This window comes from Desulfovibrio sp. TomC (assembly GCF_000801335.2).
GTDB lineage: Bacteria > Desulfobacterota > Desulfovibrionia > Desulfovibrionales > Desulfovibrionaceae > Solidesulfovibrio.
Genome location: NZ_JSEH01000024.1, coordinates 16,280 through 39,141, shown reverse-complemented (window position 1 = coordinate 39,141; position 22,862 = coordinate 16,280). Strand labels below are relative to the sequence as shown.

Genomic DNA, 22,862 nt, shown 5'->3' with positions numbered 1-22,862 from the left:
GTGTTACGCAACGTCGTCAGTTTCGAAAACAAGAACCAAGACACGTTGTGCCTTCGGCGCCGGTGTTGAAGCCCGGGGCATGGCCTGGACCGCTTCGTTGCCCACAAGCCCCTGTGCCGGTTAGCTCCGGTCCCCGGCCTCTTCGCGTCTTTTCGTGCGCACCTTCCGTCCGTCGATTTGGCGTCACGCCCGGTCAAATCAAACCAACTCCAGGTGGGTCCCCAAAATGTCTCAGGCCTTTTGGCTGCCGGAACAACCGTAGTTCCCGTCAACGCTCTACCTCGGCACCCCTGCCAACCGCCGAGCAGATTGTCGGCCAGCGCCAGGAGCCCCTTACAAAATTTCCCCGTTGGGGGGTCCGGGGGCCTCAGGCCCCCGGCCGCCGGAGGCATTTTCGTCTTCTCTTCCCCTTCCCCTTTCCTAAAATCCTGTCTCCAGGGCCGGGCTGACCAGGCACGGCATGACATCCTGTATGTCGGCTGGTGCGACAGAGGCCGGGGCGAGGCGGGTCTTGCGGCCGTGGAGGCTGAGGCGGCCGGTGGCCAGCCAGTGGAGAGCCTGGGGGTAAATGCGGTGTTCCAGGCTCATGATGCGCCCGCCGAGGCTCTGGGCGTCGTCGTCGGGAAAGGCCGGCACAGCGGCCTGGATGACGATGGGGCCGTTGTCCATTTTCTCGTCCACGAAATGGACCGTGGCCCCGGCGATGGTCACGCCGTAGCCGGCGGCCTGGCCCTGGGCGGCAAGGCCCGGGAAGGCGGGCAGCAGGGCTGGGTGGATATTGAGGATGCGGTCGCGGTAGGCGGCCACGAAATCGGCCCCGAGCAGGCGCATGAATCCGGCCAGGACCACGGCCTCGGCCCCGGAGTCGCGCACGGCGGCCAGCAACGCGGCGTCGTAGGCGGCCCGGTCGGGGAAGGCGGCGTGGGGCAGCACGACGGCAGGAATACCGTGGGTGTGGGCGCGGGTCAGGGCGTAGGCGTCGGCTTTGTTGGAAACGACGGCCGTGATGCGCGCCGCCAGGACGCCGTCCTCGATCCGGTCGATAATGGCTTGCAGATTGGAGCCGGAACCGGAGACGAGGACGGCGACGGGCAGGGTCATGACGACGGTCTCGCGTCGGCTATGACGGCTTCGGCCAGGGCCGGCACGGTGTAGGCGGCGGCGCTGACGTCCGGGGTAAAGCCGTATTCGGCCAGGGTGGCGGCGGTGATGGGACCGATGCAGGCGGTTTTGACCTGCGAGGCTTTGAGCACCTCGGCCGGGATCTGGGCGAAGAAGTTTTTGACGGTGGAGGACGAGGTGAAGGTGACGTAGTGGATGTCGCCGGCCTTGATCGCCTCGATCAGTTCGGCCGGGTCCTGGTCCACGGGCCGGGTGTCGTAGACCGGCAGCACGGTGACGGAACAGCCGGCCTCGGCGAGCTTTTCCGGCAGCACGTCCCGGGCTTCGCGAGCCCGGGGAATGAGCACTTTTTTGCCCTGGACGTCGCGGGCCAGCAGCCCCTCGACCACGGATTCGGCCACGAAGCGCTCGGGCAGGAAATCGGCCCGCAGGCCGCGTTCGGCCAGTTTCTTGGCCGTGGCCGGTCCGATGGCCGCCACCTGGATGCCGGCAAAGGCCCGGGCGTCAAGCTCAAGGGCATCCATCTGCTCAAAAAAGCAGTCCACGCCGTTGGCCGAAGTGAAAATAACCCAGTCGTTTTCGTAAAGCTGGGCGATGGCGGCGCGCACCGGGGCGACGTCGGCAAGCGGTGCGATTTCGATGGCCGGGAACTCGAAGCAGCAGGCCCCTTCCTCGGCGAGCAGGCGGGTCAGGTCGCTGGCCTGTTCGCGGCTGCGGGTGACGACCACGCCTTTGCCCAGAAGCGGACGCTTTTCGTACCAGGAAAGCGTCTCGTGCAGCCCGACCACGCCGCCGACCACAAAAAGCGACGGCGGAGCAAAGCCGTGCTTTTTGGCCTCTTCGGGCATGGTGGCCACGGTGGCCACGAGGCTTTTGTGGCGGCAGGTGGTGCCCCAGCGCACCAGCGCCGCCGGAGTGTCGCCGGACATGCCGGCCTTGATGAGATTTTCCGTGATGTGCGGGAGGTTTTTGACCCCCATGAAAAAGACCAGGGTGGAACCGGACTGGGCAAAGGCCTCCCAGTTGAGCGAACTTTCGTTCTTGGTCGGGTCTTCATGGCCGGTGATAAACGACACCGACGAGGTAAACGAGCGGTGGGTGATGGGGATGCCGGCATAGGCCGGCGCGGCCACGGCCGAGGTCACGCCGGGCACGACCTCGAAATCGCAGCCCGCGGCAATGAGCTCTTCGGCTTCCTCGCCGCCCCGGCCAAAAACAAAGGGATCGCCGCCCTTTAGGCGGGCCACCATCTTGCCGGACTTGGCCATGTCCACGAGCAGGTCGTTGATCTTGTCCTGGGGCAGGGTGTGGTCGCCGCCCTTTTTGCCGACATAGTATATTTGTGCGTCTTTGCGGCAGAAATCGAGGAAGGCCTTGTTGGCCAGATAGTCGTAGACCACGACGTCGGCACGCGACAGAAGGTCTTTGCCGCGCAGGGTCAGGAGCCCCGGATCGCCGGGACCGGCCCCGATGAGATAGACTTTGGACATGGATTCGCCTTTGGATGGTTGGCTGTGACGGTACGGCCAAGCGGCATACCGGGGAACGGCCGCCGTTACAAGCGGGATGGCCCGTGTCTGCCCGAAATGTCGGCCCGAAATGTCGGTTCGATGCGCCTTCCGGGCTTACGGCCCGACGCGCCAGCCCGGGACCTCGTCGCACAGGCACCGGTTGATTCCAAGATTGATCACGCAGCTGTCGGCCAGCCGGTTCTCCGGGGCAACGAGCATGGCCGCCCGGCCCTGGTCCGGCACCATGCCGTTGTCATACAGGTAGCGCACCGTCACCACCTTGTTCCCGTCCGGCCGCTTGGCCACGGACTCCACCCGGACTTCATACAGGCCCAGATGGTTGCATTTGGCCCAGGCCGTGTTGAAAAGATGCAGGTATTTCGCTTCGCCGCCGCCGGTTTCCCGGGTGCAGCCGGCCAGCGCGGCCGCAAGCAGGACAAGAGCCAGAAATGCCGGAACAAGGCTTCGCATGAACGCTCCTCGCATCGCATTGGGTTCAGTGGCCCAATTTTTTCCGGTTCTTCCATGGATTCCTGAAAACGGCAACCCCGGAGGCCTTTGACTTCGGGCCGCTCTCGTAGCACAACAGCCCCGATTCCAAAGGAGGTCCGCCGTGCCGACGACCGCTGTGGCGCGCATAGTGTTCCTTGCCGTGTGCTGCCTGCTGTGCTGTGCGCCGGCATCGGCCCAGGACGACTACCATTCGGTGCTTGGCAACGAGGCCGGGGTCTTTCCGGGAGCCGAGTTCAAACGGGTGATCCGTTTTCCCAAAGCGACTGCCGTGCTGTTTGAGACCGGGGCCAGCCCGGCCGAAATCAGCGCCTTTTATACGAAGGATATGGCCGCCCGGGGCTGGAAGGTGGAAGTGAATGACGTCACTGACGGCGCTTCCTTTTTGCTGGCCACCAAAAACGGCCGGCGGGCCATCGTCGAAGCCCAGCGTGGCCTGCCCGGACGCACGGGATTAAGCGTCAGTCTGTAGCCCCCAGGCCCTGCCCCACTCCCATGCCAAGTCCCCAACCCGACGCCGCCCCGGCCAAGCGCCGCTCCCGCCTGCCACGACTGGCCGCCCTGCTGGCCGTCCTGGCGGTGGCCGTGGGTTTGGGCCTGCCCTTGGCCGCCCGGCAGGCCATCGGTCCTGCGCGGCTGCGGGCCATTGCCGAACAGGCGCTAACCGACGCCCTGGGCCGGCAGGTGACCCTGGCCGGCGAGGTGAGCATTGCCTTTACCCCCTGGCTGGGGCTGTCCATGGGACCGGTGACCGTGGCCAATGCGGCCGGTTTTGGCGACGAACCCATGCTCTCGGCCAGAAAGCTCGCCATGACCATCCAGGTCCTGCCGCTTCTGGCCAAGGTGGTCTCGCCCGGGTCGCTTCGGGCCGACGACCTCACCCTCCACCTGCGGCGGCGGGCCGACGGCCGCACCAACTGGGACGACCTGACCACGCCCCAGGACGCCTCGGCCGGTTCCGGCTGGACCGTTGCCCCCCAGCCCCGGGCCATCCGCCTGGAAAACATCTCGGTGCGCTACGATGACGACGTGACCGGCCGCAGCCTGGCGGTCACCGGGGCGCGTCTGCGCACAGGCCTGGGCCAGCCCTTTGATTTCTCGGCCAGCTTCATGGCCGCCGGCATCCTGCCGGACACTTCGCTGGAATGCCACATGCAGGGCCGGGCCTCGCTTGACGCCGACCTTGGCCGCATCGGCCTGACCAACACCCGGGTGGAAACAGCCGTGGTGGTTGCCGCCCCCCTGGTCCCTGGCGGCGCAGTCCCGGCCCGGGTGGTGTCGCGCCTGACGCTCAACTATGACCCGGCCGCCGCCGTCCTTCGCCTGTCGGCCATTGATGCCCGCGCCCGGGCCTGCAACTCACCGGCGAAGCCACGGTGACCGACCTGCCCGGGGCCCCGAAACTGCGCACCGAAACCACGCTCACCGCTGACATCAACGGCAGCTGGCGCGACCTTCTCGGACTGGCCAACCCCGGGGCCAGCGACAGCCTCGTCGCCCCGCCGGCCTCCACCGTCGTCCCGCCTCCGTCGGCCGATCCGCCAAACGCCGCCATCGCCCCGGACCCGGCAACCTCCGGACAGGCCCAAGCGAGCATCCAAGCCTCGGCCGACGCCGCCGGGGTGCGCCTGGAGCGCCTGGACCTCCGCCTCCCCCGGGGGCTCATTACGGCCACCGGCGCGGCAGCCTTTGGTCCAAGGCCGTCGATAACCGGCGAAATAACGGCTGAAGACGTTCCCTTCGACAGCCTGCCCCTGTCGGGCGGCAGCGGCGGCTGGCCAGTCCCCGGCCCATGGATTTTCGGCTGCGATCTCGACGTCCAGGCCGTCGTCCACCGCGCCGCCGTTGCCGGCCTGACCATTCCCACCGCCACAGCCAGCCTGCGCGGCAGCGGCGGCACGGTACGGCTCTATCCGGCTACAGCCGTGCTGCCGGGCGGCGGCGTTGCCTCTATCGACGCCCGGTTGACGGCCACGGGCGGCCCGGACAGCGGCCCTGGCTGCACCATCCAGGCCGCCCTGGCCCCGAGCGGAACCAAAGCCCGGTTTTCCGGCAGTTTGGACGCCACCGGCGCAGCCGGGACCTGGGCGCTGACCAGCCCATCCCCGGCCGCAGCCGCCAAAGTCCTCGGGCTGGCCGCCTTACCGGCCGTGCCGCTTGAAGCCAAGGGACAACTCACCTTCCTGGCCGGGCAATCCGGCCGCTGGTCGGCTTCCGGCCTGGAAGCCAGACTCGGCGGCACGACCCTGCGCGGCCAGTTGGGCGCAGCCGCCTCGCCGCCCGGCTCCCTGGCCTTTGATCTGGCCGTGGAAAGCCTGGACCTCGACCACCTGCCTGTTGCCGGCCCCAGTCCGGCCGCCAGCGGCGAAGCCCTGCCCCAGGCCCGGGGCAAGCTGCGCCTGGACCACCTGACCGGGCACGGCATCGAAGTCCGAAGCACCGTCCTGGACCTGACCCTGGGCGACGGGGCCATGACCGCTGCCGTGGACAGCGCCGAGGTCTACGGCGGCAAACTGACCGGCTCGGTCGAACGCCTGCCCTCCGGGCGCATCGCCGCCGCCCTGCAACTCACCGGGGCCGAGGCCGGCAAACTCCTGGCCAAGCCCGGCCTGCCGCTCTCCGGTCCGATAACGGCCAAATTGGCCTCGAGGCCGCCGGCGCGGCCAAGGGCCATCTCGGCCCGGTGACCGCCAGCCTGGAGGCCGAATCGCCCAAACTGTTTCTCACCCGCTCCGGCCAACGCCTGCCCGTGGTCGCGCCCAAGGCCAGCCTGACGCTCAAGGGCACAGACGATGCCGACGGCTTTGCCGGCGACGCCGTCCTGGCCGTGGGCTCGACCGGGACCGACAGCGGCGCAGGCGCCCTGGGCCTGCGCGACATCCGGGCCAGTCTCGCCGCGCCCCTCTCCCTGGACCCCTCCGGGCGGCTCAAGGAGGCCATCACCGGCAAACTCGACGCCTCGGCCCTGGCCCGGCCAGCCGGCACGGACCGGGACATCCGGTTGGCCCTGGCCGGCCCGCTTACGCTTGACGCCGCCGGCGGCTTTACGGCCGGCGATCTGGCCGTCAATGCCGGACCTGCCCAGGCCACGGCCAAGATTTGGCGCAAGGCCGGCGAGGCCGGGCCGACCCAGTTCACGCTGGAAGCCGGCCAGCTGCAGCCCAGGCAGGTCCTGCCCGCCTGGGGCGTGGCCGTTTCCCCGGAAGTGCCGACGGACAAGCTGGCCAAGGCCTCGCTGTCGGCAGCCGGCACGGCTGACGACAAGACCATCGCCGTAAACAAACTGACCTTTCTCCTGGACGACACCCGGCTCACCGGCCACGGCTCCATGGATCGCAACGATCCCAGCCACGGCAAATGGGAGCTGTCCGTGGACCGCCTGGACCTCGACGCCTATTCCCCGCAAAAGCCCACCACCGGGCCGCCGTCTCTGGCCGAGCGTCGCAAGCCGCTTGATTTAAAGACGCTGCGCGAGGCGGCCCTGGAAGCCAAAATTCATTTCGGCTGGCTGAAAAAAGGCAACGTGCTTTTTGACGCCAACACCGTGACCTTCAATGCCAAGGGCGGACTTTTCACCTACCGCCAGGAGTCGCCGCGCTTTTACGGGGGCCGCCTGTTCACCGAAGTGCGCGGCGACGCCCGGGACACGGCGCTCAAGACCATCGTCGAACTCAAGCTCGAAGGCATCGAGATCGCCCGGTTCCTCTACGACTGGATCGAGGGCGACTCCCTGGCCTCCGGGACCTGCACCTTTGTGGTGGCCGCCCGCACCAGCGGAGCCAACGAAGAGCAGTTGCGCGACAACCTGGCCGGAAACGGCAGCCTGCAAATCACCCGCGGCGAACTCAAGGTGCGCGATCACGACCACAAGGTCGACGGCCAGCCCCAGGAAGAACGGGTTCCCTTCGATGTCTTCTCCTCCACCTGGATCGCCAGGGGCGGCGTGGCCCACAGCGACGATTTCCGCATCGAAGGCCCGCGGATGCTGGTGGCCGGCAAGGGACAGGTGGACCTGCGCGACGAGAGCATCAACCTGTCGCTCATGGCCACCCTGGCCGGCGGCAGCCAGGTGCCGGCCACCATCATCGGCCCGCTCGACGGCCCCAAACTCACCATCGACCGCAGCCGCATCATCGGCGACATGGTCTACCGCGTGCTCCAAGGCATCGTCAGCATCCCTGGCAAGGCCGTCACCCGCATTCTGCAATTGCCGCTGCGGTAAGGGAAGAGGGGAGGAACAAAAGAGTGCCTCCGGCGGCCGGGGGGATGATCCCCCCGGACCCCTGCAAAGGGGAAAAGTGGGGGGAAGTTGCGGCGAGTTGTCGCACGGCTTGAGTAGAAACAGCCGCAAAACCGAATTTCGCCACAGCGACACGAGGCCCCGCGCCATGCCTGTCCCGCCCTGTCCTGACTACGCCGCTACCGCCCTGTACGCCCCGGACGGGTCCGTGGCCGACGTGCGCCTGACCGTGGCCGGCAAGGTGCGCCATCTGGCCGGCCGGGGCGGAGCGGCGGCCGAACGCGACAAGGCCCTGGCCGTTACGGCGGCGGCCGGTCCGGGCAGTCTGCCGGTCTTTGTCGGGGCGGGCCTGGGGGCAGGCATCGCAGCCGTGCGGGAAGCCGGCTTCGCCCCGGTCTTCGTCCTGGACCGGGAAACGGCCATTGACGCGGCAACCGGCGTGCGCGCCCGGTTTGCCAACGACCCGGCCGTGCGTTTTTGCTCCGACCCCGACCCCCTGGCCGCCGCCGCCCAGGCCGCCGACGCCGCCCGAAACGCCGGCTTTGCCCGCCTGTGCCCCATCGCCCACCCGGCCTATGCGCGCTTAAACCCGGACTGGTACGCCGCAGCTACGGCCGGGATCGCCCGCTACGAGGCCCTGCGCCAGAAGATCGGCTACCGCAAATTTTCCGCCCAGCCGCCCCGGGTGCTCATCCTGCGCCGGCCGTATTTCCTGTACCGGGAGATCGAAACGGCGCTCACACGCCTGGGCGTCGCCCATCTGGCCCTGGACATGGGCCAAGGGGAACGCGGCGAGGCCACAACCGTGGAAGCGCTCCTGGCGGCGGTCGCCCGGTTTCGCCCGGATTTCGCCCTGACCGTCAACCATCTGGGGCTTGACCGCCAGGGGCGCCTGGCCGGGCTGCTGCACGACATCGGCCTGCCCCTGGCCTCCTGGTTTGTCGACAGCCCGCGCCTGATCCTCCATGACTATGCCGGGCTGGCCACGCCCGGGACCATGCTCTTTTCCTACGACGCCGACGCTGCCGCCGAGATGCGCGGCCTGGGCTACGCCCACACGGCCTGGCTGCCCCTGGCCACGGACACCGGCCGTTTCACCCGGCGCGCCCCGATTCCCGGCCACCCCTGGCAGGCCGATGTCTCCTTTGTCGGGGCGTCCATGGTGTCCCAGGCGGCCGAGGCCATGGCGAGGCTAGGCCATGTCCCGGCCCTGGCCGCCGTTTTGCCCGGGGCCGCCGCCGCCTTTGCCGCCTCGCCGGAAAAAAGCGCCAGGGACTTCCTGCTGGCCCATCCCGCCACCGCTCCGGGCTACGCCGCCCTGGCCGAGGGCGAGGACCGGCTGGCGGCCGAACAGGCCCTGACCTGGGAGGCCACCCGGCTGGTGCGCCACGCCTGTGTCGGGCAGCTCCTGCCCTTTGCCCCGCTCATTGCCGGAGACGCGGCCTGGGACACGGTTTTCCCAAAGGCTCCTTCCGGCTGGCGGCGCATTACCCCACTCGAGTATTATGAGGAGTTGCCACAGTTTTATCCCCAAAGCGCGGTCAGCCTCAACACCACGAGCCTCCAGATGAAGGGGGCTGTCAACCAGCGGGTCTTTGACGTGCCGGCCTGCGGCGGTTTCGTCCTGACCGACGCCCGGGAGCAGCTCGAAGCCCTGTTCGATGCCGGACGCGAGTGCGCGGTCTACGACCATCCCGAGGCCATCGGGGACATGGTGCGCCATTATCTGGCCCATCCGGCCGAGCGCGCCCGTCTGACCGGGGCGGCCCGGCAGCGCATCCTGGCCGAGCACACCTATGACAAACGGCTTGGCCAATTGCTGGACGCCATGCAAAAGGCCTTCGGTCGGTAACCGAAGGCCTTTTGGCAGACTCTGTTGGCAGGCGGGGTGCCCGTCGGGCCAAGCCCCGAGCTCAGGGGGCCGGGATGGTGAGCGGCTTGCCGGCCGCTATTTTGCGGGCATCGGTCAGGTTGTTGGCGTCCATGAGGCGCTTTTCGCTGATCCCATGGCGCTTGGCGATGGAAGACAGGGTGTCGCCGGGCTGGATCAGGTAGGTCCCCGGACCGGCCGCCCGGGTGGCGGCGGCGCGAACCGTTTTGGACGCCGGCGCGGGGGCAGGAGACGTCTCAACCGCCGGCCGCGAAACGGCCGAAACCGGAGCCATGGCTGCCGGGGCCGGCCTGGCCGCATCATTGAGCTCGCGGCCGGCCGGGGCATTGACGGGCACGGCCGGCGCGGCCTTGGGCGCGGCCTCGGGGACGCTCACCCCGGGCGGCGGCGGCGGCAGGGTATCGGTTTCTTTGCCCAGACGGCCGCCAAAAGGCTTGTTCTGACGGTCAAAAAGTTCGTTGTAGATCACGGCATAGCGACCATACGCATCCTGGTAGACGACGAACTCGGCATTATCCTTGTCATGGCTGCTGCCGGCCTTGATCCAGGCGGCGTGGGCCTCGTTGACCTGCCGCCAGGCCACCTCGGCGTCCTTGCGCAACAGACCGTCGGAGACGTATTGCATGTTGCGCTCCAGCCCGTCGTACTTGCTGCACCCTGGAGCCAACGCCACGGCCAGCCCGACCAGCAGGATGGCCTGGAAAAGCCGGTATTTTCCTCGGAGCATATCAATTCCTCATAGCCCGCCGTAACTGACTTGCGGCACGGTTTGATCATGTGCTGGAAGGCGTGCGTTACATGCCCTGTAACGCAGGGTTCGTCAAATTGCGAGGGGGCTGCGCTGTCCGTCCAGGCGCTCTTAATATGATGCAACAAACTGAAATTGCAGTCTATCCTTCCCCATCAAGCCTGCGCCGGGACCTGCCCTTGTGGGCCTTTGGCCTGGAGGGTTCCTGGCTGCCCCGGCATCTGGCCGGAAAGCTGGCCGCCCTGGCCGCCGTCCGCCCCAAATTCTCCGGCATCGCCGACCGGCTGGCCGCCTGGAACTTTGAACGCGCCCCGCTCGACCCGGTCTTCGCGGCCGATGCCCGCGCCGCCGGCCGCAGGCTCAACGAGGCCCCGGTCCGTCGCAGCCTGCTGCGCGAACTGTGCCGCCGGTTGCGACGTCCGGAAAGCGCCCGCGATTTCGCCGCCCTGGCCGACGCCCCGGACCCGGGTCCGGCTCTGGCCTGGCTCAAGCGGGGCATCAATGATCCCGCAGACGGACTCTTCTGGTGCGGCCGGGGCTTTGCCTTTGCCCTGGCCCGGGGCATGGCCCCCCTGGCCCGGGACATTGCCGCCCGGGTGGGCAGCGATCCGGCCCTGGCCCCCCTCGGCGGCCGGCTGGCGGCCGAGGCGGCCCTGGCCTGGGACGGGCCGCCGGCCATAAAAGCCGCCCTGGACCGGCTCGATGCCGCCTGTTTCCCGCGCTTTGCCGCCCTGGCCGCGGCCGATCTCCTGGCCGAAAGCGGCGATGCCGGCGGCGCGGCAGCCGTCCTGGCCCGGCTCTGGCGAGCGGAAAACTGGCATCCCGACCTGACCGCCCGGCTCTCTACCCTGCTCTGTCCGCCAGCCCCGGTGGCCCTGGAGACCCTGCCCGGACGGCTCCACGTCTTTGTCTACACCTGGAACCGGGCCGAGCTGCTGACGCGGACCCTGGACAGTCTGGCCGAGAGCCGCCTGGGACCGGCCCGGGTCACGGTGCTCGATAACGGCAGCACCGACGACACGGCCGCCGTATGCCGGTCCATGGCCGGCCGGTTTGCCCCAGAGCGTTTCACGGTGCTCCGGCTGCCGGTCAACGTGGGCGCGCCAGTCGCCCGCAACTGGCTGGCCCAGGCGGCCGGCCTTGGCCCGGACGATCTGGCCGCCTACGTGGACGACGACGTGAGCCTGCCGCCCGAGTGGCTGGAAAGCCTTGCCTCGGCCCTGGCCGCCGACAGCGCCGCCGACGTGGCCGGGGCGCGCATTGTGGCCGCCGCCCCGGGCGCCGCCCGGGTGGCCCAGGCGGCCGACGTGCGCCTGCTTCCTCCGGACGCGGCCCACAGCGTGCGCCCGCTCGTCAACTCCGGCCCGGGACCGGACCTGGGCCTGTTGGCCTGCCTGCGGCCCTGCGCCTCGGTGTCGGGCTGCTGCCATCTTTTCCGGGGGCAGGCCCTGGCCGGGCCGGCCCCTTTCGACCTGCGCTTCTCCCCCAGCCAGTTCGACGATCTGACCCGGGATCTGACCGGATTCCAGGCCGGCCGCCGGGCCGTCTACGCCGGGACTCTGGCGGTGGCCCATCACCAGCACGCCGGCCCGGGCCAGGCCCGAAGTCCGGCGGCCGTGGGCCAACTGCTTGGGGCCAGGACCAAGCTCGACGGGCTTTTTCCCCGGGAACAAATGCTGGTCGCGGCCGGACGCGATCTGGATACCGCCTGGGAAAGCCTGGAAAACGGCTGGCGTGCCGTGCGGCAACGGCTGGACGAAAAAAAGACCGGTTAATCGAGCAGATACTGCCGGGGATTGACCGGAACGCCGTCGGCGCGCACCTCGTAGTGCAGATGTGCGCCGGTCGTGCGCCCGGAATTGCCGGACAGGGCGATGAGTTGGCCGCGTTTGACCTGCTGGCCGGCCTTGACCTCGGCCTTCTTGAGGTGGGCGTAGACGGTTTCCAGCCCGTAATCATGGCTGATGACCACGCGCAGACCATACCCGGTCATGGTGTCGGCCTCGATGACCCGGCCGGCTCCGGCCGCATAGACCGGGCTGGCCATGGGCACCTTGATGTCCACCCCGTTGTGGAAATCGCCGCCCCGGCCAAAAGGCGAGGCCCGGCCGCCGAACCCCGAGGTAATAAAGCCCCGGGTCGGCCACAGGGTGGGCTTGGCCAGAAATTCCAGTTTGCGGTCCAAAAGGCTGCGGGCCAGTTCCTGCTGGGCCACTTCCTCCCGGGCCATGCGCCCGCCCAGGGCATCGAGGAAATCAAACAGCCGCCGCCCCAAATTGTCTTCCACGGCCACCCCCGGCAGCCGGGGCACGGACATGCCGCCCAGGTCGCCGGTATCTGCGGCGGGCCGATCGAGCATCACCCCGAGCTTGGCGTTAAACGAGGCAATGCGCCCGGCCTCGTCGCCAACCCGGCGGACCCGGTCGCGCAGACGCATGGCCGCCGCTTTCTGGGCCGCAAGCTCTCCCAGGACAGCCAGCCGCCGCATCGCCAGGACCTCATAGCCGGACTGAAACCGCCACAGCCACGCCCCGCCCATGGCCAGAACAGCCAGGACCGCCAGCGGCAACAGAAACATCCAACGGCGGTAGACGAACAAACGGCGGATGCCGTGTGGGCCGTAGACAAATATTTCGAGTTCTCGTTCGAGCATGGAGATCCGGGCGCGTGGCCGCCGCCTGGGGTTTTTTCCCGGCTACGGCCACGCGCCGGCAGGCGCTTTGATCCGACGGATCGGGACTAGCCGAAAAGCCAGCTGAAAAGGTCGCTCCAGTCAAGACTGCCGGAATAGTCCTGGCCGTTGACCGTAGCCGACCCGGAGACCGTGGTCGAGCCCTTGTCCAGGGAAAAATTCCAACCCACGGTGGTGGCGTCGATAGCCAGGCTGCCGGTCGAACTGACGGTCACGGCGCTGGGGTCGATGCTCCCGGAGGCCGAGCCGTAGGGTGTGGAAAAACTCCACGATCCGGCCCAGGCAGCCATGGGGAGCAGGGCAAGGATCAAAGCCAAGGCACAAAGATGTGTTCGCATGACGACGCTCCTTTGCCCCAAGCCACCCCTCCCGGCCTGGAGCTGGTCCGGTGGCAAAGCCGGCCCTTTATCTGGCTATAAGATGCCAAGCGCCCCTGTCAACCGCCCGCCTCCGGCAAAACCCCGGACGCATTTACACGGCGGCGCGACTCGTCTATCGTGGCAAGAGTCTGTTTCTCCAACTCTTGCCGCAAAACGCCGGGAACCACCATGGCCCAGACTGATATCCTGCTCGAAGCCGGGACCAACGAGCTCGAGATCATCGAATTTTTTATCGACGAAGGAGCCGAGCGCGGCCTGACCGCCTACGGCGTCAACGTGGCCAAGGTCCTGGAAGTCATCGAGTCCCCGGGACTGGTCCCCATCCCCGGCGCGCCCCACCCATGCTTTATGGGCACGATACCCTTGCGCGACATCGTGCTGCCGGTGCTCGATCTGGCCGTCTGGCTGGGCCTGTCCCGAGTGCGCCGCGACCACGAAATCATCCTGGTCACCCGGTTCAACAGCCGCACCACCGGCTTTCTGGCCACCGGCGTCACCAATATCCACCGTTTCCACTGGCGCGACGTGGAACCGCCCCACCGCTCCATCACCAGTCTGGCCACCAACTGCGTCACCGGCCTGGTGCGCCAGGAGAACCGCTTCATCCTGCTCTTGGACCTCGAAAAAATAATCTTCGAACTCGACGCCGTCCAGCCCGACGACGCCCCGCCGCCCTCGGCCATCCGCCTGCACGCCCTGGTGGCCGAAGATTCCGGCGTCATGCGCCATATGATCCGCGAACGCCTGGACGCAGCCAATTTCGAGGTGTCCCTGGCCGGCAACGGCCAGCAGGCCCTGGACCGGCTCCTCAATCAGAAAGACCGCCAACCCGATATTGTCATCTCCGACATCGAAATGCCGCTGCTCGACGGTTACACCCTCACCCGGCGCATTCGCGAGAACCCGGCCCTGGCCCATCTGCCGGTGATACTGTTCTCCTCGCTGATTACCGAGGAACTGCGCCACAAAGGCCTGTCTGTCGGGGCCGACGAACAAATCTCCAAACCCCAGTTCGGCGATCTGGCCCGTATTGCCATGACGCTGATTGAAAAACGCCGCCGCCCGGCCGTCTGATTGCCTTTAACGGCAAATCGCGGCACAGTGCTGTCCCAATTCATCAAGAAAGGCGGACCGCCGCATGAAGCTTCGCCCCGACATCCCCGACGCCATCTACAAGCGGTCCATGTTTTCCTGGGTGTGGACCAGCAACCTGAAGTTGCAGGGCATCCTGCTCATCATCATCGTGGTCACGGTGGCGGTGCGCGTGTTGCCGCTGGAGATGCAGAAAAAGATCATCAACCAGGCCATATCGCTCAAGCGCGTTGATCTGCTGCTCACCTACTGCGGCTACTATCTGGCCTGCGTGGTGTCGGCCTCAGGCCTCAAACTCGCCATAAACGCCCTGCAGAACTATATCGGCCAGCAGTCGCTCACCGATCTGCGCAAGAAGCTCTACGCCCACATCCTGACCCTGCCCATGTCGTTTTTCCGCCAGGCCTCGCCCGGCATGGTGGTGACCTCGCTTATGACCGAGGTGGCCAACACCGGCGAGTTCGTCGGCCAGGCCATTGCCGTGCCGGTCACCAACCTGCTCACCCTGCTCGCCTTTGCCGCCTACCTCTTCTATCTCAATCCGCTCATGGCCGTGATCAGCATGGCGCTCTATCCCATTGCCATCATTGTCATCCCGGCCTTGCAAAAACGCGCCAACGCAGCCAACAAGCAGCGGGTGGACACCGGGCGCAAGCTCTCGACGCTGATCGGCGAAACCATTTCCGGCATCCACGAGGTCCACGGCAACGCCAGCTTCCGCCTGGAAAATTCCCGTTTCGGCGTCATGGCCGACAAGCTCTTCAAGGTCCGGGTGATCTGGAACCTGTACAAGTTCGCCATCAAGGTCTCCAACAACTTTTTCCAGAATCTCGGCCCCTTCGTGCTCTTTCTGGTCGGCGGCTATCTGGCCATCAACGGCCGCTTCGACCTCGGCGCCCTGGTCGCCTTCCTCTCAGCCAACGAAAAGCTCTACGACCCCTGGAAAGAACTGATGGACTTCTACCAGACCTACCAGGACGCCTCGGTCAGCTACACCCGGATCATGGAATATTTCCAGGGCGACCCGGAATTTTCCGCCGAACCCGCAGACCCCAGGCCCCCCCTGGCCCTGACCGGGGCGCTTGCGGCCAAGGATCTGGTCCTGGAAGTGCCGGGCGGCATCCAGCTCTTAAAGGGCGTGTCTCTGGACATCGCGCCCGGGGAACTGGTGGCCCTGGTCGGCTTTTCCGGCTCGGGCAAGTCCACCCTGGCCCTTTGCCTGTGCCAGATTCTCAAATACAACGCCGGCACGGCCACCTTTGACGGCAACGACATCGACACCCTGCCCAAGTCCGACATTGCCGACAACATGGGCATCGTGTCCCAGCATCCGTTCATTTTCGAAGGCACCATCAAGGACAACCTGCTCTATTCCATAAACGCCCGGCGCGAGGCCCATGGCGTTGCCGGCGAGGACGGGCTGCCGAGCCTGGACGAAATCATCGCCGGAGTGCAGCAGGTCGGGCTTTTTGCCGACATCCTGCGCTTTGCCCTCAATTCGGTCTTCAAGGAAGGACGCAAGGAAAATCTGGTCAAAAAGGTGGTCCGGGTGCGCGAGGCCTACCACGCCGGCCATGCCGAATCCCTGGCCGAGTGGGTGGAGTTTTTCGATCCGACCCAATACCTCTACTACAGCAGCGTGGCGGAAAACATCATCTTCGGCACCCCCGCCCACGAAGCCCTGACCCCGGAAAACCTGCCGGCCAATCCCTTCTTCATCGCCTTCCTCCACGACGCGGGCCTCAAAATGCTGCTCATGCAGACCGGCGCGGAACTGGCCACCCGCACCGTGGATATCTTAAAAGACGTGCCCTCCCCGGACGCGACCTTCTTTGAGCAGTCGCCCATCACCATGGACGAGTTCGACGCCTACCGCGAACTGGCCGGCCGGCTGGCCCGGGTGCGGCTGCACAAGCTGGCTACCGAGGACGAACGGCTGCTTCTGACCCTGGCCCTGCGCTTCACCCCGGGCCGCCATACCATTGTCGGCCTGTCCCACATCCTGGAGGGCCTGCTGCTCCAGGGCCGGGCCATGTTCGCCGAGCGCGTGACCACGGACATGCCCGGGGCGGTGACTTTTTTCCGGCGCGACGACTACCTCTATTCCATGACCGTCATGGACAACATTCTTTTTGGCCGCTTAAAGACCACCAGCCCCAAGGTCCTCGACCAGATCCAGAAGACCATCGTCAGCCTGTTGATCGAAGAAGACATGCTGGAACGGGTGCTGGAGATCGGCCTGGACTTCCAGGTCGGGTCCATGGGCGACCGGCTTTCCGGCGGCCAACGCCAGAAAGTGGCCCTGGCCCGGGCCTTTCTCAAGGAGCCGCCGGTCCTTATTCTCGACGAGGCCACCGCCGCCCTGGACAACGCCTCCCAGTCGCGCATCCAAAATCTGCTGGAAACCAAATGGCGGGGCCGCTCCACGGTCATCGCCGTGGTCCACCGCCTGGACACCATCAAGAATTATGACAAGGTGGCGGTCATGAAGGCCGGCCGCATCGTCGAAGTCGGTTCCTATGCCGGCCTTATGGAAAAAAAGGGGATGCTCTATGAGCTTGTCTACGGAGCAGCAGGGCGGGCATAGCCCCAAGGCCTGCGGATTCAACGACTACCTGGAAGTCCTGCGCGAACTGCCGCTGTTTAACGGCGTGCCGCTCGATGTGGTCAAGGTCCTGGCCTATCTGTCCACGGTGGAGACGTTTGCCCTGGGCGAAGCCCTGTGCGAGCAGGGGGAGGCCATGGACCGCTGCTGTTACGTGCTGTGCGGCGAGGTGGACGTGGTGCGCCAGACCAGCGACTGCGAAACCCCGATGCTGCGGCGCGGCCAGACCTATTTCTTCGGCGGCCTGGGCCTGCTGGCGGCCACCAAGGCCGTCTACACGGTGCGGGCGGCCACGCCGGTCGAGTGCCTGACCCTGACCAAGGAAAAATTCCTCAAGACCGCCGAGCGCTTCCCGAACATCCTGCCCAAGATCCTTGGCAACGTGGTGGAACACATCTTTCACTGGGAAGAGGCGTTTTTAACCGCCCACGCCGAAGAATGCGCCGCGCGCGGCGGCGAGATGGGACTGAGTCTTTTTTAAGGCTGCCCCGGCAACCGGCGGCTGCCGGTTGCCGGGAGCATGGCCTAAGACTTCGCCGCCTGTTGCCCCTTGTCTCTCTGAACATACTGCTGCCGCAAGGCCTTGGCCCCGACGGCGCGGCTTAGCGTTCCCGGTAGAAACGATGGCTGCCGATGGGCACGGTGAAGATCATCTCCTGCGCCCACGAGGGATAGGGGTCCATCGCCGAGGCATGGTAGCAGACCGCGCCCCCGGTCGGGTCCGGACTCACCCCGGCCAGGGCGTCGCCGGCCTCGGCCAGACAGTTCGACCACGACCCGTCCCGGAAATCTCCGGCCAAAATCTTCGCCAGATTCGGGTCCCCTTCGTTGAGACATGAAAACTGCTTGGCCTTGAGGCAGCACTCCTTGACCGTTTTGCCCCACCAGCACGGCGTGTTCGCCCGGTTGACCACCACATGGGCGATGGCCCGGGCCTCGTCGGCGTTTATGCCGCGACATTCGCCCCAAATGACCCGGGCCAGCAGCTCGGCATCGGCCAGACCGACCAAATCAGCCCGGGTTCCCAGGGACGCGGTTACCGCGTTGTCCAGGGAAGCGGCCGGAGCCTCTGTCCATTTGTCGTTCGCCGGCGCGTCGATCTCGAAGTGGGGGGTGTCCAGGATTGACTTGAAGTCGCCGCCCCAGCGCAGGACGACGCCGAGTTCCCCGGCGGCCTGCTTGAAGGCGGCGGCGATGGCCTTGAACTTGGCCACGTCGTCCCAATCCACGGGATAGGGGACCACGTCGAGAGCCAATGACGGTTCGTGGTTGTGGGGTGACTTACCCCATCTGGCCTTGGAAAAGCCATTGGCATAGGCCTCCTCCTGGGCCTCCCTGCCTCTGAATCCTTCGGTGACGATAAAATCGACGGGGGTGACGGCGATGGCCTTGTGGGCCACGGCCTGCAAGGCCGGATGGCAGGTGGCCAGGGCCTTGAGGGAACGGCTTCCGAAATGAAACATAGACGCCTCCTTCGGATGTCCGACGCTCCGCAGACGCGGGCTGGGCCGGTTCAGGCCGCCGCACGGCCGAGCCTTCTCCGGCCGGGTGGGAGAGAGAGGGTACTCCTTCCTGACGCCTCCTGGTATTCTCCAGCAGAATAATGGCCCACCAAATACATGGCAATAGATTTTATTGCCCGTGAAAGACCTTTTCTGGCAAAAAAAGCCCGACCCGGTCAGGCCGGCTTTTCGGTCAGGAAGACCACGGAATTGTAGCGCAAAAATCCGGCCTTTTCGCCGGCTTTCCAGGCTTTGACGTACTGCTCGTAGAGGTCGCCCTCGATGATGCCCGGCATCTCGGCGGGCTTATAGAAGGCCACGTGGGAGGCCACCAGCGTGGGCTGGCCGCGACGGGTGAGCAGCGTTGGCAGGTCGTCGCCGAAATCCGTGACCACCAGTGATCCGCCCTGGCGCACCGGGTCGCCGTGGTGCACCGGCGGCAGCACGTCGCGCCGGCCTTCCTTGTCGTAGCGCACCCGGACGGTGGTGGCGTGGCCCTCGTGCATGGGCACGGTGAAGACATGGCGGCCGCCCGGGGCCAGCACGCGCCACAGCTCGTCAAAAGCCTGCCAGGGATCGGCCACGTGTTCCAGAATGTCCTGGGTGACGACCAGATCGAAGCTGGCGTCGACAAAGCTCAGTCGCTCCAGGTCCTCGCAACGAATCCCGGCCTGGGTGCATTGCCCGGGGGCAACCATTTCGGGCAGATATTCCGAGCAGACATAGCCGGGCAGGCAGCGCAGCTTGTCATGGAGCGGACCTGCGGCCTGGGCCTCGAACACCCGCCAGCCGGCCATGGCCGCCAGGGCCTCGGGCAACCGCCGCACCGCCGGTCCGGCGGCCAACTGGGCCACCACCCGGGCCACATCCCGGGTGCGCCGGCTGGCCCGGCAGGAGGAGCAGCGGGTCTCGCGCAGGCTAAACCCCGGCTTTATCGGGGCAAACACGGCTTTCTTGCCGCAGACCGCGCATTGCCCGTCGGTCTCGAACACGTCCCATTCCCGGCATTTTGCCTCGGCTTCCATGTCCGTCCCTCCTGGCCGCTCCGTCACGCCAACACACTGGCGACGGGGTCCCTGATCTCCGAAATTTCTTTTCCCGCTCCCGTCCACTGTCGCGGCACGGCCGCCCCTTTTTTTTCCCGTTGCGGGGGTCCGGGGGGATCATCCCCCCGGTGGGGTCCGGGGCAAAGCCCCGGCCGCCGGAGGCTTTCCCCTCGCCTTCGCCTTCACCTTCGCCCCCGCCGTTCACGCCGTCAGATGGCCGGATCGAGCAGCAGGTTGTCGCGGTGCACGGCTTCGGCGTAGGCGGCCTCGCCCAGGACCTGGGCAATGCGCGAACTTTTTAGGCCCATGATCTTTCGCACGTCGTCGGCGGCGTAATTGGAAAGCCCGACCCCGATGGTGTCGCCGGCCACGGTGGCCACCCGGACCATGGACCCGACCGGAAAATCACCGGCCACGTCCACGATGCCGGCCGGGAGCAGGCTTTTGCCCTTGTCCCGAAGCGCCCGGGCCGCGCCGTCGTCCACGGTCAGCGTCCCTTGCGGCTCGTGGTGGTAGGCCAGCCAGAACTTGCGCCGGGGGATGGCCTTGCAGCCCGAGAGCACGAAGGTGCCCACGGCCTCGCCGGCCAGCCCCCGGGCCAGCGCCCCCTCTTCGCGGCCGGCGAGAATGAGCGTCGGCACGCCGAGCTGGGCCACCCGCCGGGCCGACAGGAGCTTGGAATACATGCCGCCGGTGCCAAGCGTGGTCTTGGCCCCGCACATGGCGTCCAGGTCGAGCTCGCCGATGTTGTCGATGCACTCCATGGGCGCGGCCGCCGGATTGTCGTCGGGATTCTCGGCAAAAACGCCCCTGGCCGAGGTCAGGTTGACGAACAGCTCCGCGCCGACCGCGCCGACCAGCAGGCCGGCCAGACAGTCGTTGTCGCCGTAGACCAGCTCGGAAATGGCCACGGAGTCGTTTTCGTTGACCACCGGCACCGCGCCGAGATCAAAAAGCGTGGACAGGGTATTGCGCAGATTCAGGTAGCGCTCGCGGTTGTCCAGATCGTCGCGGGTCAGGAGCACCTGGGCGGCGATGCGGCCATGGCGGGCGAACTCCTGGTCATAGGCGTGCATGATGCGGCTTTGGCCAATGGCCGAAGCCGCCTGCCGATGGGGCAGGAAGGTCGGATCGTAGCGTTCGCCAAGGACGGCCCGGCCGGCGGCCACGGCCCCGCTGGAGACCAGCAGCACCTGATAGCCGGCCTGGGCCAGATCGGAAATCTGGCGGGCCAGGGAGGCAATGACGGCCAGTTCGACGCCGTCCGGGCCGGCCAGGACGGCGCTGCCGACCTTGATGACCACCCGACGGGCCTGGGACATGACTTGCCGGCGTTTCTCACGCCAGTCGCACTGGGCCATCGGCCCTCCTTCTCGCAGCAATGCGGACGCATCCGGTCAGGTCGTTTCGTCGGCAATGGTCCCGCGCGACGTTTCCGGCACACTGGTTGGACCGCTCAGCGGCCCATGGTGCGCGGCAAAGGCCGCGTCGGCCATCTTGGCGTCGGCCGCGGTTTCCTTGATCACCCGGTCAAGCCAGGGCTTGTACTCGGGGATGACGGGCAAAAGCGGCGGGAATGCTTCGGGCGCTTTGGGCATGGCGACGGCTCCCGACCGATGCGGGGTTGTTTTGCTTCCTTTACAACCTCACTTCCCCGGCGGCAAGGCAGGGTAGAGCCGCTTTTCAAACCGGGCCGGCGCTGATACAGCTTGGAGGCGGAGGAATTTTCGTGCGTATCAAGATGCTGGAACTGCTTTCCGGTGCGGCCGAGGCTTCGGGCGTGGCCGTGGTCATCGACGTGTTTCGGGCCTGCTCGGTGGCTTGCTACGCCTTTGCCGGCGGCGCTACGCGCATTTTGCCGGTGGACAGCGTGGAAGAGGCCCTGGCCCTTCGAGCGGCGCACCCCGACTATCTGCTGGCCGGCGAACGCCAGTGCTTAAAGCCCGCAGGCTTTGATTTCGGGAATTCGCCAAGCGAGGTGGCGGCCGCCGATCTGGCCGGCCGAACCCTGGTCCACGCCACCAGCGCCGGCACGCGCGGCCTGGTCGCCGCCATGGGCAGCGCCGAGCGCGTCCTGACCTGCTCCTTTGTCAATATGGCGGCCACGGCAGCCGAACTCCTGGCCACAGCCCCGCCGGTGGTCTCGGTCGTGGCCATGGGCAAGGCCGGGCTGGCCTCGGCCCCGGAAGACCGGATGTGCGGCATGTATCTGGCCAATCTGCTCCAGGACGTGCCCAACGCCTTTGCCGTCATCCCCCAATTTCTGCGCAAGACCGCCAGCGCCGAGATCTTTTTCGGCGACACGGCCATTGTGCCCGAGGCCGATTTCGACCTGTGCCTGACCCTGGACGCCTTTGATTTCTACCTGGAGGCGATCCGCCAGGACGATGGCCGCCTCGCCCTGGTGCGCCGTGACGCGCCGACGCAACCGCGTGCAGCGGCTCTGCCGTCTCAAGTCTGACCGAAACCGGTCGAAAGTATTTTCAGGGCTCGAACGTGGGCCGCGACCGGACAGTGATCAAGGAGCAGACGGCATGTTGGGCAAGGCCAGGGTAGACAGCACGATTGAACAGTACTTCGCCATTTCCCCGCTGATGATCTTTCCCCAGGCCTTCGGGCGCTTCCGGGTCTACATCCGGCAGGCGGGGCGTTTCGTACTCTACGCCGCTGAAAACGAGCAGTTCACCCAGCGCCACCGGCAAAAGCTCCACGAAGCCGGGGTGACCGAGGTCTACATCCGGGGGGAGCAACGGCCGGATTTCAACAATTACATCGAAAAACACCTGCCGAGCATCCTGACAAATACAAGCATTCCTGTGCCGGAACGGGCCAAGGTGCTCTACACCACGGCCGAAGCAGTGGTGCAGGACGTTTTCGAGACGAAACTCCCCCGGGGCCTGGGCAAGCGCGAATACACCCGCGTCACCTCGCTGATAGAGAAATCCCTGGATTTTCTGGCCTCCAACGAATCCCTGCGCTGCATGGCCACCCTGCTCTCCCACGACTACTCGGTGCATACCCACAGTATGCAGGTGTTCGTCTACACCGCCGCCATCCTGCAATCCTTAAAGGCCGACGAATACACCCTGATTCAGGCCGGCATCGGCGCGCTCCTGCACGACATCGGCAAAGCCCGCATTCCAATCGAGATTCTGTCCAAGCCCGGGCCGCTGACCCCGGACGAGCGCGTCGTCATCAACACCCATCCGACCAAGGGCGTGGCCCTGTGCCAGGACGTGGCCCTGACGCCCATGGCCACCCAGGGCATTCTCATGCACCACGAGCGCATGGACGGCTCGGGCTATCCCGGCGGACTGGCCGGCGAACTTATCCCGGCCCATGTGCGCGCCTTGTGCGTGGCCGACGTCTACGACGCCCTCACCACCACCCGCTCCTACGCCCCGGCCATGCCCCCGTTTCAGGCCTTGCGCCTTATGCGCGAGGAGATGTCGGGCCATTTCGACATGGGCGTTTTCAAGCAGCTGGTGCTCATTTTAAGCGACGCGAATCTGGTTTAAGGAGA

21 protein-coding genes are annotated in these 22,862 nt (G+C 66.6%); 11 read left to right on the top strand and 10 right to left on the bottom strand.

Annotation, left to right across the window (positions count from 1 at the left end; all coding sequences use genetic code 11):
• Positions 1 to 420: 420 nt before the first annotated feature.
• From purN to NY78_RS18260, 3 genes are all read right to left on the bottom strand, one after another.
• Entirely contained in the window at positions 421 to 1,101 is a 681-nt protein-coding gene (gene purN, locus NY78_RS18270; RefSeq protein ID WP_043639240.1) for a phosphoribosylglycinamide formyltransferase, read from the bottom strand.
• On the bottom strand, positions 1,098 to 2,612 hold the full coding sequence (gene cobA / locus NY78_RS18265) for a uroporphyrinogen-III C-methyltransferase (RefSeq protein WP_043639239.1): 1,515 nt from the start codon (positions 2,610 to 2,612) through the stop codon (positions 1,098 to 1,100). Before cobA ends, purN begins: the two co-directional genes overlap by 4 nt.
• Positions 2,613 to 2,747: 135 nt before the next feature.
• On the bottom strand, positions 2,748 to 3,104 hold the full coding sequence (locus NY78_RS18260; RefSeq protein WP_043639237.1) for a hypothetical protein: 357 nt from the start codon (positions 3,102 to 3,104) through the stop codon (positions 2,748 to 2,750).
• 142 nt (positions 3,105 to 3,246) lie between these two features.
• Between NY78_RS18260 and NY78_RS18255 the strand changes: the two genes are divergently transcribed.
• The 5 genes from NY78_RS18255 to NY78_RS18245 all read left to right on the top strand — a co-directional run bounded on the left by NY78_RS18255 (position 3,247) and on the right by NY78_RS18245 (position 9,235).
• A complete protein-coding gene (locus NY78_RS18255; RefSeq protein ID WP_043639234.1) occupies positions 3,247 to 3,615 on the top strand; it encodes a hypothetical protein in 369 nt (122 codons plus the stop codon).
• Positions 3,616 to 3,638: 23 nt separating this feature from the next.
• Positions 3,639 to 4,523 (top strand): AsmA family protein, encoded by an 885-nt coding sequence (locus NY78_RS25600; protein WP_231584038.1) that lies wholly within the window; start codon positions 3,639 to 3,641, stop codon positions 4,521 to 4,523.
• Entirely contained in the window at positions 4,520 to 5,830 is a 1,311-nt protein-coding gene (locus NY78_RS25595) for a hypothetical protein (protein ID WP_231584037.1), read from the top strand. The genes NY78_RS25600 and NY78_RS25595 overlap by 4 nt, the downstream gene beginning before the upstream one ends.
• Positions 5,827 to 7,365, top strand: coding sequence for an AsmA family protein (locus NY78_RS25590; protein ID WP_231584036.1), 1,539 nt, complete (start codon positions 5,827 to 5,829; stop codon positions 7,363 to 7,365). The genes NY78_RS25595 and NY78_RS25590 overlap by 4 nt, the downstream gene beginning before the upstream one ends.
• A gap of 166 nt (positions 7,366 to 7,531) precedes the next feature.
• The gene (locus NY78_RS18245; protein ID WP_043639231.1) at positions 7,532 to 9,235 is read left to right on the top strand and encodes a CgeB family protein; all 1,704 of its coding nucleotides are present in this window, start codon (positions 7,532 to 7,534) and stop codon (positions 9,233 to 9,235) included.
• A gap of 61 nt (positions 9,236 to 9,296) precedes the next feature.
• Here NY78_RS18245 and NY78_RS18240 read toward each other — a convergent pair whose 3' ends face one another.
• Positions 9,297 to 10,001: a LysM peptidoglycan-binding domain-containing protein gene (locus NY78_RS18240; protein WP_043639228.1), complete on the bottom strand. Its 705-nt coding sequence runs from the start codon at positions 9,999 to 10,001 to the stop codon at positions 9,297 to 9,299.
• A gap of 137 nt (positions 10,002 to 10,138) precedes the next feature.
• On the opposite strand from NY78_RS18240, the gene NY78_RS18235 reads away from it, so the two are divergent.
• On the top strand, positions 10,139 to 11,797 hold the full coding sequence (locus NY78_RS18235; RefSeq protein WP_043639225.1) for a glycosyltransferase family 2 protein: 1,659 nt from the start codon (positions 10,139 to 10,141) through the stop codon (positions 11,795 to 11,797).
• On the opposite strand, the gene NY78_RS18230 is transcribed toward NY78_RS18235, so the two are convergent.
• Both NY78_RS18230 and NY78_RS18225 read right to left on the bottom strand, forming a co-directional pair.
• Entirely contained in the window at positions 11,794 to 12,675 is an 882-nt protein-coding gene (locus NY78_RS18230; RefSeq protein WP_043639222.1) for a M23 family metallopeptidase, read from the bottom strand. The two genes, NY78_RS18235 and NY78_RS18230, sit on opposite strands and share 4 nt — an antisense overlap.
• Positions 12,676 to 12,761: 86 nt before the next feature.
• Positions 12,762 to 13,052 carry a hypothetical protein gene (locus tag NY78_RS18225; RefSeq protein ID WP_043639219.1) on the bottom strand — a complete coding sequence of 97 codons (291 nt, stop codon included), beginning with the start codon at positions 13,050 to 13,052 and terminating at the stop codon, positions 12,762 to 12,764.
• 210 nt (positions 13,053 to 13,262) lie between these two features.
• Here NY78_RS18225 and NY78_RS18220 point away from each other — a divergent pair, with 210 nt between their 5' ends.
• The 3 genes from NY78_RS18220 to NY78_RS18210 all read left to right on the top strand — a co-directional run bounded on the left by NY78_RS18220 (position 13,263) and on the right by NY78_RS18210 (position 17,272).
• Entirely contained in the window at positions 13,263 to 14,168 is a 906-nt protein-coding gene (locus tag NY78_RS18220) for a chemotaxis protein (protein ID WP_043639216.1), read from the top strand.
• A gap of 64 nt (positions 14,169 to 14,232) precedes the next feature.
• Positions 14,233 to 16,773: an ABC transporter ATP-binding protein/permease gene (locus NY78_RS18215; RefSeq protein ID WP_043639213.1), complete on the top strand. Its 2,541-nt coding sequence runs from the start codon at positions 14,233 to 14,235 to the stop codon at positions 16,771 to 16,773.
• Positions 16,739 to 17,272 (top strand): cyclic nucleotide-binding domain-containing protein, encoded by a 534-nt coding sequence (locus NY78_RS18210; protein WP_043639210.1) that lies wholly within the window; start codon positions 16,739 to 16,741, stop codon positions 17,270 to 17,272. The genes NY78_RS18215 and NY78_RS18210 overlap by 35 nt, the downstream gene beginning before the upstream one ends.
• A gap of 121 nt (positions 17,273 to 17,393) precedes the next feature.
• On the opposite strand, the gene NY78_RS25310 is transcribed toward NY78_RS18210, so the two are convergent.
• The 4 genes from NY78_RS25310 to NY78_RS18185 form a co-directional block, all read right to left on the bottom strand.
• Complete coding sequence (locus tag NY78_RS25310; RefSeq protein WP_053062265.1) at positions 17,394 to 18,254, bottom strand: cell wall hydrolase; 861 nt, start codon at positions 18,252 to 18,254, stop codon at positions 17,394 to 17,396.
• A gap of 215 nt (positions 18,255 to 18,469) precedes the next feature.
• A complete protein-coding gene (locus NY78_RS18195; RefSeq protein WP_043639207.1) occupies positions 18,470 to 19,318 on the bottom strand; it encodes a class I SAM-dependent methyltransferase in 849 nt (282 codons plus the stop codon).
• A 230-nt stretch (positions 19,319 to 19,548) separates the two neighbouring features.
• Entirely contained in the window at positions 19,549 to 20,700 is a 1,152-nt protein-coding gene (gene proB, locus NY78_RS18190) for a glutamate 5-kinase (RefSeq protein ID WP_043639204.1), read from the bottom strand.
• Between the two features lie 36 nt (positions 20,701 to 20,736).
• A complete protein-coding gene (locus tag NY78_RS18185) occupies positions 20,737 to 20,937 on the bottom strand; it encodes a hypothetical protein (RefSeq protein WP_043639200.1) in 201 nt (66 codons plus the stop codon).
• A gap of 131 nt (positions 20,938 to 21,068) precedes the next feature.
• On the opposite strand from NY78_RS18185, the gene NY78_RS18180 reads away from it, so the two are divergent.
• Positions 21,069 to 21,800 (top strand): 2-phosphosulfolactate phosphatase, encoded by a 732-nt coding sequence (locus tag NY78_RS18180; protein ID WP_043639196.1) that lies wholly within the window; start codon positions 21,069 to 21,071, stop codon positions 21,798 to 21,800.
• Between the two features lie 73 nt (positions 21,801 to 21,873).
• Positions 21,874 to 22,857, top strand: a complete 984-nt coding sequence (locus NY78_RS18175; RefSeq protein WP_043639193.1) for an HD-GYP domain-containing protein — start codon at positions 21,874 to 21,876, stop codon at positions 22,855 to 22,857.
• Positions 22,858 to 22,862 lie beyond the last annotated feature (5 nt).